The sequence below is a fragment of the Vibrio sp. YT-17 genome, assembly GCF_033337375.1.
Taxonomy (GTDB): Bacteria; Pseudomonadota; Gammaproteobacteria; order Enterobacterales; family Vibrionaceae; genus Vibrio; species Vibrio alginolyticus.
Genome location: NZ_JAWOQP010000015.1, coordinates 32,093 through 46,321 on the forward strand (window position 1 = coordinate 32,093; position 14,229 = coordinate 46,321).

13 protein-coding genes are annotated in these 14,229 nt (G+C 44.0%); 5 read left to right on the forward strand and 8 right to left on the reverse strand.

Annotation, left to right across the window (positions count from 1 at the left end; translation table 11 throughout):
* Nucleotides 1–6: 6 nt before the first annotated feature.
* Nucleotides 7–1,407 carry an undecaprenyl-phosphate glucose phosphotransferase gene (locus R7F67_RS15270; protein ID WP_033906767.1) on the reverse strand — a complete coding sequence of 467 codons (1,401 nt, stop codon included), beginning with the start codon at nt 1,405–1,407 and terminating at the stop codon, nt 7–9.
* A gap of 422 nt (nt 1,408–1,829) precedes the next feature.
* Entirely contained in the window at nt 1,830–2,948 is a 1,119-nt protein-coding gene (gene malK, locus R7F67_RS15275; protein ID WP_005375271.1) for a maltose/maltodextrin ABC transporter ATP-binding protein MalK, read from the reverse strand.
* A 672-nt stretch (nt 2,949–3,620) separates the two neighbouring features.
* Between malK and malE the strand changes: the two genes are divergently transcribed.
* From malE to malG, 3 genes are all read left to right on the forward strand, one after another.
* Complete coding sequence (gene malE, locus R7F67_RS15280; RefSeq protein WP_005375272.1) at nt 3,621–4,799, forward strand: maltose/maltodextrin ABC transporter substrate-binding protein MalE; 1,179 nt, start codon at nt 3,621–3,623, stop codon at nt 4,797–4,799.
* 79 nt (nt 4,800–4,878) lie between these two features.
* A complete protein-coding gene (malF, locus tag R7F67_RS15285; RefSeq protein WP_005375273.1) occupies nt 4,879–6,453 on the forward strand; it encodes a maltose ABC transporter permease MalF in 1,575 nt (524 codons plus the stop codon).
* Nucleotides 6,454–6,465: 12 nt separating this feature from the next.
* On the forward strand, nt 6,466–7,356 hold the full coding sequence (gene malG, locus R7F67_RS15290; RefSeq protein WP_005375275.1) for a maltose ABC transporter permease MalG: 891 nt from the start codon (nt 6,466–6,468) through the stop codon (nt 7,354–7,356).
* Nucleotides 7,357–7,723: 367 nt separating this feature from the next.
* On the opposite strand, the gene R7F67_RS15295 is transcribed toward malG, so the two are convergent.
* The 3 genes from R7F67_RS15295 to R7F67_RS15305 form a co-directional block, all read right to left on the reverse strand.
* Nucleotides 7,724–7,969, reverse strand: a complete 246-nt coding sequence (locus tag R7F67_RS15295; protein ID WP_005375277.1) for a hypothetical protein — start codon at nt 7,967–7,969, stop codon at nt 7,724–7,726.
* Nucleotides 7,970–8,140: 171 nt separating this feature from the next.
* The gene (locus R7F67_RS15300; RefSeq protein ID WP_005375279.1) at nt 8,141–8,626 is read right to left on the reverse strand and encodes an acyl-CoA thioesterase; all 486 of its coding nucleotides are present in this window, start codon (nt 8,624–8,626) and stop codon (nt 8,141–8,143) included.
* Between the two features lie 145 nt (nt 8,627–8,771).
* Complete coding sequence (locus R7F67_RS15305) at nt 8,772–9,677, reverse strand: DMT family transporter (RefSeq protein WP_151515373.1); 906 nt, start codon at nt 9,675–9,677, stop codon at nt 8,772–8,774.
* A gap of 98 nt (nt 9,678–9,775) precedes the next feature.
* On the opposite strand from R7F67_RS15305, the gene R7F67_RS15310 reads away from it, so the two are divergent.
* Nucleotides 9,776–10,564: an AraC family transcriptional regulator gene (locus R7F67_RS15310; protein ID WP_047101782.1), complete on the forward strand. Its 789-nt coding sequence runs from the start codon at nt 9,776–9,778 to the stop codon at nt 10,562–10,564.
* Here the strand turns inward: R7F67_RS15310 and R7F67_RS15315 are convergent.
* Nucleotides 10,559–11,476, reverse strand: a complete 918-nt coding sequence (locus R7F67_RS15315) for a M14 family metallocarboxypeptidase (RefSeq protein ID WP_017635280.1) — start codon at nt 11,474–11,476, stop codon at nt 10,559–10,561. The genes R7F67_RS15310 and R7F67_RS15315 overlap by 6 nt on opposite strands.
* A 172-nt stretch (nt 11,477–11,648) precedes the next feature.
* On the opposite strand from R7F67_RS15315, the gene R7F67_RS15320 reads away from it, so the two are divergent.
* The gene (locus tag R7F67_RS15320) at nt 11,649–12,554 is read left to right on the forward strand and encodes a DUF808 domain-containing protein (RefSeq protein ID WP_017635279.1); all 906 of its coding nucleotides are present in this window, start codon (nt 11,649–11,651) and stop codon (nt 12,552–12,554) included.
* 95 nt (nt 12,555–12,649) lie between these two features.
* Here the strand turns inward: R7F67_RS15320 and pyrC are convergent, their stop codons facing one another.
* Nucleotides 12,650–13,678: a dihydroorotase gene (gene pyrC / locus R7F67_RS15325; RefSeq protein ID WP_053303823.1), complete on the reverse strand. Its 1,029-nt coding sequence runs from the start codon at nt 13,676–13,678 to the stop codon at nt 12,650–12,652.
* A gap of 155 nt (nt 13,679–13,833) precedes the next feature.
* Nucleotides 13,834–13,998, reverse strand: coding sequence for a YqaE/Pmp3 family membrane protein (locus tag R7F67_RS15330; protein ID WP_005375297.1), 165 nt, complete (start codon nt 13,996–13,998; stop codon nt 13,834–13,836).
* Nucleotides 13,999–14,229 lie beyond the last annotated feature (231 nt).

Consider the following 14,229-nt stretch of genomic DNA (forward strand, 5'->3'; position numbering starts at 1 on the left):
TCAACCTTAGTAAGCGTTAGCACCAGTGAAGCCTTTGAAAACGGTCATAAAGATGATTTTGATGTCCATCCAAACCGACCAATGGTGGATGTAATCCAAATCAAACTCGACTCTCTTTTCCATTTTTTCTAAGGTGTCGGTTTCGCCGCGATAACCATTAATCTGTGCCCAGCCAGTAATGCCTGGTTTTACTTTGTGACGTAGCATGTAGCGATCCACGATCTGACGGTATTCTTCATTGTGTGCCACGGCATGAGGGCGTGGGCCGACAATAGACATGGTCCCTTGCAGTACATTGATAAATTGAGGTAGTTCGTCCAAAGAGGTGCGACGTAGAAATCCGCCAAAAGGCGTAATACGAGGATCGTTCTTTGTCGCCTGTTTCACGTTGGAACCTTGATCCATGGTTGTCATTGAACGGAACTTCCAGACTTCAATCTTGCGTCCATCAAGACCGTAACGATGTTGTTTAAAGATGACAGGGCCTTTAGAAGTTGCCTTAATGCCAATCGCAATGACGAATAGAATAGGGGCGATTAAGACCAAAATAATGCTCGAAAACAAGATGTCTTCAAACCGTTTTACCCAAGAAGAAATTCCAGCAAAAGGTGTATCAAAGACACTTAGTGTTTGAACTTGGCCGATCTGCGCCCAACGAGAATGTAAAAGGTTATAAGTGAAGAAGTCGGGAATCAGATACGTATTTGCGGTGGTATCTGAGAATTGGTTAAGAAGTGACGCAATGCGCTCTTTTGCGTGCATTGGCATCGCGATATAGACGTAATCTACTTCCCCTTTTTTAGCTCGCTCAAGGGCGTGGTCAACAGCTCCTTTAATAGGATAATCAGAATTTGGCAATCTGTCGGAAGATCGTTCGTCGTAAAAGCCATCAAAAAGCACGCCGTGTTCTGTGTGGTTTTGAATTTCGTTAGCTAGGGTAATGCCGTGAGGAGTTTGGCCGATGATGATCGCAGTGCGAGTGTTGAATCCTTTTTTTCTCAAATAGGCTAATCCGGTACGGAATGTTACTCGCCATGCTAAGAGCAGAGCGGGCGTAATCGCAAACCACAGCGCTAAAATTGTGTTATCAAATAAGGTATGGACTTCAGAAAAATACAGCACAATAAAGATAAGTGCAGAAGTCACCGCCCAAGCAACACAGACAATAAACATCTGCTCTTTAAACGAACTGGTTCGCCAAGAGCGATACAGATTGCCGCTTTCTGCCATAAATAGAAAGGAGATGCCTCCAACGAAAGCCAATATGACGTAATCTTTCCCCATCGCAGTATTCATGTCTTTGAACACTAAAAGCAGCATAAAAGAGACGATGACAGCAAGATCTGAGATGCGATATAAAAAAGCGAACTCCATCTCATGAGAGCGGATAAGTCCTTTTTGTTTCATGACTCAGTTTCCCTTCTGACACGCTACCGCCCTTGGGTGTCTTCCCCAATTGCCGTGTCGTGAACGTTATTAGTAGTTAGTGCACAGAGCATTCTGTGGAATGCTGCTGAGTTTTTTGTCACGTGTAATTTCGTTGATAAGTGTAAAAATTTGCTTTGTTGAGGTAAGTGGAAATAAGAATGATATTTAGCCCTTTGGCTAAGTTTGGCGGGTTAGGAAAAAGCTGGTACTTACTTATGAGGAATGAGGAAAAGTATTAAAAATGAAGTATCAGTACAAAGACAATGGTTTATGTGAGGGTAGAAGAAACGGGTGATTTGATTCGTTCACGATTAATGATTTAGTATCGAATTGCTGATATTTATTAAGATAAAAAAATCCCTCTCACTTGAGAGGGATTTTTTTGAGTAAGGACGAATGAACTATTCGACTTCTACGCCGTTTTCTTTGTATAGGCGGCGGCATGCGCGACCATCACTGTGGAACAGGTGACAACGATGAGCTGGAATACCGATCTCGATTTTATCGCCAGTGTCGACTGCAAGCGTGTCCGGCTGACGGAAAATAACGTCGGCGTCCGCGCCTTCTAGATTTAGGTATACTTGAGTTTCGTTACCTAGCTTCTCAACAATCATCACTTCACCGTGAATACTTGCATCAGCTTCAGAAGCGGATAATAGGTGCTCAGGGCGAATGCCTAAAGACATTCGGTCGCCGCGGTTAACGGTTGTACCATCCACCGGAATCCAGAAAGATACGCCGTTAGATAGTTGAACTTTGACGCGCTCTGCTTCTACTTCATCAATGAATACGCTCATGAAGTTCATTTTAGGAGAACCGATAAAGCCAGCTACAAAGCGGTTTTGTGGGTAATGGTAAAGCTCAAGCGGCTTACCAACTTGCGATACATAACCGCCGTCTAGTACAACGATTTTATCTGCCATTGTCATCGCTTCTACCTGATCGTGCGTTACGTAGATCATGGTACAACCAAGTTGGCGTTGTAGCTTAGTAATTTGTGCACGCATGTTTACACGCAGTGCCGCATCCAAGTTTGATAGTGGCTCGTCTAGAAGGAATACATTTGGCTGCGATACCAATGTTCGGCCAATCGCCACACGTTGACGCTGTCCACCGGAAAGTGCTTTTGGTTGGCGCTCAAGCAAGTGGCCTAGTTGTAGGATTTCTGCTGCTTGTTCAACACGCTTGTCGATTTCTGCTTTGTCTGCTTTTGCTAGTTTCAAGCCAAATGACATGTTGTCATATAAGTTAAGGTGCGGGTAAAGAGCGTAAGACTGGAATACCATACCAACACCACGTTTGGATGGTTCGACGTCATTCATGCGCTGGTCACCAATATACAAATCACCTGAAGTAATGTCTTCAAGACCGGCAATACAACGTAAAAGGGTAGATTTACCACAACCTGATGGACCTACGAAAACAACAAATTCACCTTCGTTGATTGTTAGGTCTACGTTCTTAGAAATCAGTACGTCGCCATACGCTTTACAAACATTTTTTAACGTGACACTCGCCATGTAGCTCGTCCTCGATCAATTTTTTATTATTCACCGCTCATCATTATATGAATTATCTAGCGAGCAGTAACAGTAGGAATCGGTAAGTTCTTGCGGTTGGTAAGAAAAGTAGGGTAGCACTTCAATAAAATGTCCTGAATAGAAGTGCTACCCATCATAGCCAAGTACGAGTTTCTCTCCCCCACATTATTCGTATTGTCTCCCCCGTGAAATAATTACCACAAACAACACTAATAATGACATTCCACTCGTCTGGCAATGCAAAACCAGCAAATCTTTTTCCTAATACGTAGGCACTGCTGGGAAAGGGTTCTTACCATCCACTCTTGGATGACTGCAGTTTCTAAGATTGTGCGTAGTGCGACATCCTCCTAATAGAAATAATTGTAGGGGGAGTAGAAAGGGAGGAGTAAAAAAGGAGGAGGAAGAAAGCAGTTGGTCGGAAATCACATTATTGCACCACCTAAAGTTGAAACCGATCACAGGAACTATCCATTTTGTGATTTGAGTCTCTTACCCTTGGCGATTTAGATCACGAAAATACGTCATAATTGTAAGGGCGTAGGGATTAGGAGGATGAGACATATTGGATTATTTCAGATGATATATGTCGAAATACGGCTGAACCTCAATGGACTAGCCCTACATCAAAAATATAAAAAGGATACGAACATGAAAAAGTTAAGCGCTGTAGCACTAGGTACTCTTGTTGCTTTGGGTTCTTTTGGTGCTAATGCTGCCATCGAAGAAGGACAACTTACTATCTGGATCAACGGTGATAAAGGCTACAACGGCCTTGCTGAAGTTGGTAAGAAATTTGAAGAAGACACAGGCATTAAAGTGACTGTGGCTCACCCAGATGGCCTTCAAGACAAATTCCCTCAAACTGCAGCGACTGGCGACGGTCCTGATATCGTATTCTGGGCTCACGACCGTTTCGGTGGTTACGCAGAAGCTGGCCTGCTAGCAGAAATTAAACCTTCTAAGAATATTCAAGAAGGTATCGTTGATTTCGCTTGGGATGCAGTACGTTACGACGGCAAATTGATCGGCTATCCAGTTGCGGTTGAGTCTCTATCTCTAATCTACAACAAAGACCTAGTTCCAAACCCACCAAAGTCTTGGGAAGAGGTTGCAGCATTAGATGCAAAACTTAAAAAAGACGGCAAGTCTGCAATCATGTGGAACCTAAAAGAACCGTACTTCACTTGGCCACTAATGGCGGCTGATGGCGGCTACGCGTTCAAATACACTTCTGAAGGTTACGATGTTAAAGACGCTGGTATCGCGAAAGAAGGCGTTAAAGACGCAATGAGCTTCGTAAAAGGCTTAGTTGATAAAGGCGTAATCTCTGCGGATATGGATTACTCAGTGTCTGAGTCTGCGTTCAACCAAGGCAAAACAGCGATGACGATCAACGGTCCATGGTCTTGGGGCAACATTGAGAAGTCAGGCGTTAACTACGGCGTGACTACGCTACCTAAGTTCCAAGGTCAATCTTCTAAGCCATTCGTTGGTGTTCTAACAGCTGGTATCAGCACTGCGTCTCCAAACAAAGACCTAGCGGTTGAGTTCATTGAGAACTACCTACTAACAAACGATGGCCTACGTATGGTTAACAACGATAAGCCTCTAGGTGCGGTAGCGCTTAACTCGTTCCAACGTGAACTAGATTCAGATACTCGTATCGCTGCGACTATGGATAACGCGATGAACGGCGAAATCATGCCAAATATCCCTCAAATGAACGCATTCTGGGGTGCGGCTAAGAACGCAATCATCAACGTAGTTGACGGTCGTCAAACTGTCGATGCAGCTCTTGCAGATGCAGAAAAACAAATGACTAAATAATTAAGTAAGACCTTTTTAAGGAGGAGGCAACTCCTCCTTACTTTTCTATATTTATTCTATATTCGCTAGCAGGTTCCCTATGCAGTCAGTTCAAGGTACAAATGCTATGACAGCACCAGAAGCCAGCCTTCCGAGCAGCAAAAAAGTGTTCATGAAATGGTCACTTTTAGGCACAGTCGGCATCATCAATGGCTACGCAACAATCCTTATGTATTCTCGCGGTGAGATTGCGTTTGCACTACTTACGCTCATTCTTACCGCTTTAGCGTTGTTCATCTTTGGTAGCAAAAAGACGTACGCACACCGTTACATCTACCCTGGTATAGCAGGGATGATCCTTTTCATTCTTTTTCCTTTGGCGTACACCATAGGTTTGGCGTTTACCAACTATAGCGCGAAGAACCAACTCTCTTTTGATCGCGCTCAGAACGTACTTTTGGACCGAACTTACCAAAGTGGTGATAGCTACCCGTTCACTTTGTATAAAACGGAGCAAGGCCATCAACTTGTGGTTGAAAAAGATGGTGAGCTACTTGCAAGCCCGACTTTTCAGCTTGATAACCTTTCAGCATCGGAGTTTGATCTTTCACCAATTGAAGAAGTGACGGGTGAAAAAGAATCAATCAAGGCGATTGTTAAGAACCGCAGTGCGTTGAGCAGTGTCGATTTACATTTGCCAAGCGGTGATGATATCCGTATGAGTGGGCTGCGCAAATTTGCTGCAGTTGTGCCTTTGTACACATTACAAGAAGATGGTGAAACGCTTTACAACAACCGGACTGAAGAAACGCTACGTCCAAATATGGAAGTAGGTTACTACCAGCCTGTCGATGAAAACGGTCAATTTGTTGGCAGCACAGTGTCACCAGGTTTCGTGGTGAACATTGGTACCCACAACTTTGAGCGTGTTTGGAAAGATGATGGTATCAAAGAGCCGTTTATCAGTATCTTTATCTGGACCATTGTTTTCTCTGCGCTAACCGTATTGTTTACGCTTGTTATTGGTCTTGTCCTTGCCAGTGTGGTTCAGTGGGAAGCACTTAAAGGTCGCTCAGTTTACCGTTTGTTGCTAATCCTGCCTTATGCAGTTCCGGCGTTTATTTCTATCTTGATCTTTAAAGGTTTGTTTAACCAAAGCTTTGGTGAGATCAACATGTTGTTGGAAGGCTTGTTCGGCATTAGCCCGGCTTGGTTCTCTGACCCGTTCATGGCGAAAACCATGATCTTAATTGTGAACACTTGGCTTGGTTTCCCTTACATGATGATTTTGTGTATGGGCTTACTAAAAGCGATTCCAGACGATTTATATGAAGCATCAGCAATTGATGGTGCGAACTTTGTCACGAACTTCACACGTATCACACTACCAATGATGTTGAAGCCGTTAACACCATTGTTGATCGCGAGTTTTGCATTTAACTTCAACAACTTCGTACTTATCCAGTTGTTGACTGGCGGTGGTCCAAACATGATTGGTACATCAGAGCCTGCGGGTTACACCGACCTGCTAGTAAGTTACACCTACCGAATCGCATTCGAAGGTGCTGGTGGTCAAGACTTCGGTCTAGCAAGTGCAGTAGCAACGCTTATCTTCCTATTGGTTGGCGCATTGGCACTTATCAACCTACGCGTAACTAAAGTAGCTCAGGACTAAGGAGAAATTACAATGGCAATGGTACAAGGTAAGTCATTAAAGTATCGTGTTTGGGCTACTCATATTGCAATGTGGGCATTCTTGGCACTGATTATTTTCCCTTTGCTGATGATCATCGCGATTTCATTCCGTGAAGGTAACTTTGCAACGGGTAGCCTGATCCCAGACAACCCAACACTTGATCACTGGAAATTGGCATTAGGTTTCTCGGTGACTAATCCAGACGGTACAGTTACACCGCCACCATTCCCAGTAATGACATGGCTGTGGAACTCGGTAAAAGTGGGTGGTATTTCTGCAATCCTAATCGTGGCGCTATCAACCACATCGGCTTACGCGTTTGCTCGTATGAAGTTCAAAGGTAAGAACACCATTCTTAAAGCGATGATGATCTTCCAGATGTTCCCTGCGGTGTTGGCACTGGTTGCTCTGTACGCGTTGTTCGACAAACTGGGTCAGTACATTCCTTTCCTTGGTCTGAACACGCATGGCGGTCTGATCTTCGCTTACTTAGGCGGTATCGCACTGCACGTTTGGACCATTAAAGGCTACTTCGAAAGTATTGACTCGTCTCTAGAAGAAGCAGCGGCTCTTGATGGTGCTACACCATGGCAAGCATTCCGTTTGGTATTGCTGCCACTGTCTGTGCCAATCCTAGCGGTAGTCTTCATATTGTCGTTCATCATGGTAATTGGTGAAGTTCCTGTAGCGTCACTACTGCTTTCTGATGTAGACTCGTACACACTTGCAGTGGGTATGCAGCAATACCTATATCCACAAAACTACTTGTGGGGTGACTTTGCCGCAGCTGCTGTACTTTCAGCAGTGCCAATCACTGCCGTATTCTTACTTGCGCAGCGCTGGTTGGTTGGTGGTCTAACCGCTGGTGGTGTGAAAGGATAATCTCTTGTGGTCTGAGATTGATAAGAATAACTAGAAAAGGGCGACCACATGGTCGCCCTTATACTTAGCACGGATATTACAATTTTGGTTTGGCCGCCGATCAGTAATATCTTGGCTTTTATTGGCGTTACGCATAGCTGGCTGTTAGCTTAGTTCCTTACGATTCAATCACTAACAGTTTTTGTAACCATAACCTGAGTTTAGACTCAGGTTTTTTTATGCCTGTTAAAGGCAATTGTGCAATAAGTAGATAGAGATTAGCGGCTTTGCAATGGATTACACAGGGCTTGAATAATGCCCTGCGTAGCACTTCACATAAATAACTAGAGCTTAGTAAAAAGCTAAATTGAGGTAGGGAAGGAAGAGATTAAAACTCTCGGCTGGAAGGTGCGCATCCAACGTATTGAAGCAGCGTGTACAAACTTTCTTGCTGCAGTGCGACGCGACGAAATAGATTAGCAAAGGTAACGTCACCGCCAAAGCAAGTTTGAATGTAATGATTAATTTCTGTTTCGTTATACCCCTCGACGTACATGGTTCTCACCCACTGGTACTCGACCGCTTTTAAATTGGTCAACGTCTCTTCACTTAAGGTCGTTTCTTTTAGTCTCAAGATCCAAACTCTATCCAACTCTAAAATAATGGATGGATTTAAGCAAAGCTAGGTGAAGGATTTATGACAGAGAAGGGCGAGCGTGAAACAAATGGCAAAACCATGATGTTGCTCCACACTCTGGGTCTAGGTAACGTTGAGGTACTTAATAGCGTTCTTAACGGATGCCAGTTACTTGAGGTATTTAACGTGTGCTTCCATTTCTTCCCCAATCTCTTTACGCATGTTCATAAGACGGATAGCGGATTGCTCTAAGGCTTTGTCTTCATCTGACTCTGGAATCCATTTCGGTACATCGGTTGGTTTTCCGTTTTCATCTACAGCAACCATGATAACGATACAGTGAGTGGTGAGTCTGTTTTTCATTTGCTTTGGATCACTAGCTTGCACGTCAATCGCAATGTGCATTGAGCTTCGTCCGGTATAAATGACTTTCGCGCTAACTTCGACTAAGTTGCCGACATGAATCGGAGCAACAAACCGAATGCCGCCAGCATATGCGGTAATGCAATATTTACCACTCCACGCTGCAGAACAGGCGTACGCTGCCAAGTCGATCCATTTCATTACGGCGCCGCCGTGCACTTTTCCGCCAAAATTTACGTCGCTGGGTTCTGCTAAAAAGCGAAGGGTAATGTCTCTTTGACCACTGCTCATCTGTCTTTCCTTGATGGGTTATTGTTTTCCCAATTTAGCAGCAAGATGAATTTTCGGGAATAGCGAATGAAACAAAATATTAACTTTTATTCGAACGCTGGAAGTGACAAGCCACAGCGTAGTTCTGTGGCTTGAGGTGTAGATGTTAATTGGCGGTAGAGGCAATCTCAGAATTGGACAATAGTTCTCTCTGTCTTACTTTTATTTGCGACAGGATAACGCCAGAGATGACTAACAACCCACCAATAATATGGTAAGCGTAAATTTTCTCACCAATTAGTGTTGAAGCAAGTATGACGGAAACCACAGGCATTAGGTTCATGAACATAGCACTTGAATCAGCACCAATTGAATCAATCGCTTTTACCCACATCAGCGGCGCGAAAATGGAAGCAGCAATACCAGCATAAGCGATTAATGGTAGCGCGTCTTGGCTTGGTAACAGTTGTTCACTAGAGAGCCAAAGTGGTGTGAGCATCAAAACAGAAAAGAAGCCCTGCATGTAAACCAGAGTCAAACTACTGAATGGCATTTTCCAGCGTTTTAGCAGAACACAATAAGCCGCGTATACCATGGCAGCAACGAGCATTAAGCTGTCACCTTGCGTTAAGTCTTGATGTAAAAAGTAAGTGATATCACCGTGACCAAGCATAAATGCCAAGCCGCCGAGCGAAATGACACCACCGACGATACTTAACATTGATATAGATTTACCGAGCAATGGGACACTTAAAAACACACTGAGCAAAGGAACTAAAGAGGTGATCAGGGCCATATTAGAGGCCGTTGTTGTTAAACCGGCATAGTATCCAAGTGACTGGTTGAGAACCATACCAAGTAACGCAAGAAACGCCAACTTAGCTAAGTAAGGTCGAATAATGTGTCGTTGTTTGATGATTGCAGGCAGGCAAAATGGCGTTAGGAGTACCATTGCGACAAACCAACGGTAGAAACTCATCGCACTTGGTTCAATGGCGCTCGCAGCCATCTTGTTCACAATTGAGTTACCACCCCAAATCATAACGGTGAAAAACGGAAGTAAATAAATCATGAGAACCCTATAGCACAATTATTGATGGCGCTAGTCTGGCAGGTCTTTATAATAAAAAGTATCTCTTAAAAGACATCGTAAGCGATAGGAAGACAATTTTGAAAAAGAGCGCCAGAAATCTTCACCCCTCCTTATCAATCGATCGTGCGCCATCAGATGTATTTATGAATTTCGAAGCGTTTCTCTCTAATACAGAAACACGAATTCATAGCCACCCTTGGGGGCAAGTGCAACTGATCAGCGGTGGGATTCTGGAGATGGATGCAGAAGACACAAGATTTCTAGCACCTCCACATCTTGCTATTTGGGTTCCCGCCGGAGTTCGTCACACTAGCTACAACCGTAAGCCAATCGAATATTGTTCTTTGAACATTGCCCCTGAATTGACGGCGCATTTTCCAACTAAAACGAGCTTGATCAAAGTGACTCCAATCGTGTCATCTATTATTGAGGACTTTCGTCAGCGAGACATTAACGTGGCGCAAACTGATGAAGACAAGCGCTTGGTACAAGTGTTATTGGACCAGCTTGCAAAGCAAGAAGTCGAACATCACTTTTTACCGACTACCGACAATAAGTATCTTGAACCGATTTTAAAAGCAGTAGAAGAATCGCCGACGGATGAGATCAGTTTGGCGGAGTGGGCGGCAAAAGTGCATACCACAGAACGCACGTTAGCGAGACATTGCCAGAGTGAGTTGGGCATGAGCTTTACTGAGTGGCGCTTACGTGTGCGATATTTACATTCTATGGAGTTGCTGCGTAAAGGGCAGACTGTGAAAGAAGTCGCTCTGACGTTAGGTTATAACCAAGCTAGCCCTTTTATCGCGATGTTCAAGAAATACTCCGGCATGACACCGGAGCAATACAAGAATCGATTGTTATAGCTGAGCGATTATGTAATTCAAACCACCCACCACGGCTGCAACCTGTGCATCGTTACATTCTTCGTCGGTCACTGTTGGGCTGTCTGGGTACACTTCCGTTGTCGTGCCGTAAACGCAATTTGTTACGCCGCCACACAGGCCCAGTTTTACCATTGGGTAGTTGATAACGCCAAACTGTACGACGGGTGAACCAATGATTTCTCCGTTTTCATCTGCTGGTGCAATGTGAGTCACTTTTGCAACTGACTCAATGACCGCTTTTTGGAAGTCAGGCTGAGGGTTTTCACTATCTCCCACCGTGTAAAAGCCATCTGGGATCATACCTTCAATGTACTCAATACCATCACGAGCAGCTAAGGCTGGACGGAACTCAGTTTCGTCAGAATCTGTCGTTTCATGTAGATCAATGTGCATTAACACATCGCCTAAAGTTGCAACTAGCTTTATGAGGTTAGCGGACTCTTCGGCAGGGCTATCCTTATAGAAAGAGCGGTTTGGATCAATCGCGTTTGGATTCCAGCGGTTGATCACCTCGTAACCCCAAGGGCTTACGCAGGGTGCAACGACAATATTGAAATGCTCTGCATAGCGCTCTGCTTCCGTTTCTACAAACTTTAAAGCGCCATGTACACCGCTGGTTTCGTAACCGTGCACGCCGCCTGTGACCAACACAGCAGGTTTAGTTGAATCCCAATTGCGTGTTTTGATACAAAACAGAGGGAAGCGTGCCTCGTTGTATGAGAGCGCACCATATTGTTCAACATCAAAACGCTCGCGTAGGGCATCGATTTTACTGACGACTTCATCTTGGTAGCTACGTTTTACTTCTTGCGTTGCTAACCAAGCTTTACGTTCTTCTTCGTTCCAAGGTTGGCCAGGAGTACCGATTGGGTAAATGTATCCACTTTTCATCTATACTTTTTCTTTTGACTGCTGAAAGGTATCACAAGACTAGACCTGTCTTATCTTTACGGCAATATAAAACACCATTTGGGGTGGTATTCTTTGCAAAATCATCACTTTGATGAGTGATTCATTGGTGTTACATTTTGTTACTTACTCAATTTCATATAAGAGACAAAAAATGGCTGGAGCAAGTTTACTCACACTGTTGGATGATATTGCCACGGTGCTTGATGATGTCGCCTTAATGTCAAAAATGGCGGCAAAGAAAACCGCAGGTGTGTTGGGAGATGATCTAGCGTTAAACGCTCAACAAGTGTCTGGTGTTGCATCTGAGCGAGAGATTCCAGTGGTTTGGGCGGTTGCAAAAGGCTCATTCAAAAATAAATTGATTTTGGTTCCTTCTGCTTTACTTATTAGCGCCATTATTCCATGGCTTATCATGCCATTATTGCTAATTGGCGGCTTATTTCTCTGCTTTGAAGGGGCAGAGAAAGTACTTGAGAAAGTGTTCCCTCACTCGCATCCGCACGAAGAAAAAGAGGAGCTAGTTAATACTGGCGAGTCGATAGAAGAGTATGAAAAGCGTAAAGTTTCTGGTGCGATTCGAACAGACTTTATCCTTTCAGCAGAGATCATCGTGATTGCGTTAGGTACCGTGACAGGAGCCAGTCTTGTTACGCAAATTTTAGTTGTCAGTTTAATTGCAGTGATTATGACGGTTGGAGTTTATGGACTAGTCGCTGGGATTGTGAAGCTAGATGATTTAGGCCTTTATCTTGAAAGTCGCTCAAACGGTAAAGGTTGGGTGGCGAAAGTCGGAGGGGCCTTGGTCGCTTTTGCACCAAAGTTGATGAAGTTGTTAACCATTGTAGGAACTGCTGCGATGTTTTTGGTGGGTGGGGGAATTGTGGTGCACAACGTGCCAGCCATTCATCACTTTGTAGAGCCGATTATTATGAACTTTAGTGGTTATTCGGTTGCTACAGCCATTTTGCCTATTTTATTGAACGGTATTATCGGCTTTGTGGCGGGGTTGGTTGTGGTTGCGGTATGGACGATGGTTGAAAAGCTTCGTGGTCAATAATCACATCTAAAACATGAGACGATAATAACAAGGGTCATGACTTCTTTTTACAAAAAGCATGACCCTGTTTTATAGGTGAAATGTCAGTAAAGTACTTACTTCACTTTCCACTCGATCTGTTCATTTGCTCGAATAGGCACAACGATATCATTGCCAAATGGCATCGTTTCTGGCACATCCCAAGCGGATTTTTCTAACGTTACCGTATCTGTGTTACGTGCAATGCCGTAAAAATCAGGACCGTTGAAGCTTGCGAAAGCTTCCAAGTTTTCCAACTTGCCTTCTTTTTCGAAGACTTCTGCATAAAGCTCTAGCGCTGCGTGTGCAGTGTAAGAACCAGCACAACCGCAAGCCGATTCTTTTGCCCCTTTCGCATGTGGCGCTGAGTCTGTACCTAGGAAAAACTTCTTGCTACCACTAGTTGCTGCTTCGATCAGCGCTTGCTGGTGGGTTCCGCGCTTAAGAATTGGCAAACAGTAGAAATGAGGTTTAATACCACCCACAAGCATGTGGTTACGGTTGAAAAGAAGGTGGTGGGCAGTGATGGTAGCCGCTACGTTGTCTGAGGCGTTGCTAACGAAGTTTGCTGCGTCGGCGGTGGTGATATGTTCTAGAACGATTTTAAGATTAGGGAAGTCATTGACGATAGGAGCGAGGACAGTATCAAGGAATTCTTTCTCTCGGTCGAATATATCAACATCGTGATGTGTTACCTCCCCATGAACTAGAAGTAACATTCCGACTTCTTCCATTGCTTCTAAAACGTGATAAATGTTTTTCGCATTGGTCACACCGGAATCTGAGTTTGTTGTGGCGCCAGCAGGATAGAGCTTGGCAGCAACAATGTGTCCGGTTGCTTTAGCCTTACGTATTTCGTCTGGTGTCGTGTTATCTGTAAGGTAAAGCGCCATTAAAGGCTCAAACTGTTCGCCATGTTGCTCTTTAATAATTCGGTCACGGTAGGCTAGGGCGAGCTCAGTTGTAGTAACAGGTGGGACGGTATTTGGCATAATCAGCGCACGGCCATTGTAGCGGCTGATGTCGCGAACGGTGTCTTTAAGAACTTCCCCATCGCGTAAGTGAACGTGCCAGTCGTCAGGACGAGTGATAGTCAGTGTTGTCATTAATTGCTCCCACCATTGAAAAGTTGTCTGATTGGAGCCTAAGCGCCGTATTTGCTTTTGAGCAAACGCTTGCGCTTAGGCGACAGGATGATAGAGGAATTGCCCTCATATTTCATCCCATTTTTCAATTTTATAAAGAGTGAGAGTGTAAGTGGTTACTTCATTGTTAACCAAAGCGCGTGGATCGTACCTGGTAGAAAGAAGAAACACGTCAATATTAGATTAATCAAAAAGTCTTTATTTAGACCTTTCTCCATAAACACCGCGACAGGCGGAAGAAAGATACATAACAAAATCAGAACCAGTTTTCTTGTATCCATAATTAAGCTCCAAATCGATAAATGGGAGTAGTGATAACTTGGGTGAATTATGTGTGTCGTATCACACTTTATCAAACGGTATTTGGTCAGAACGGTGTTAAAAAACGCGAATATTGAGTGTAGTAAATACTTGTCACTAAAACCAAATTTATAAGAATATGGTTTCGAGAAAGTTGAAATGGATGAAGAGGCAGCAGACTCTGCAACTTAATGTGATTTGAGTATACAATA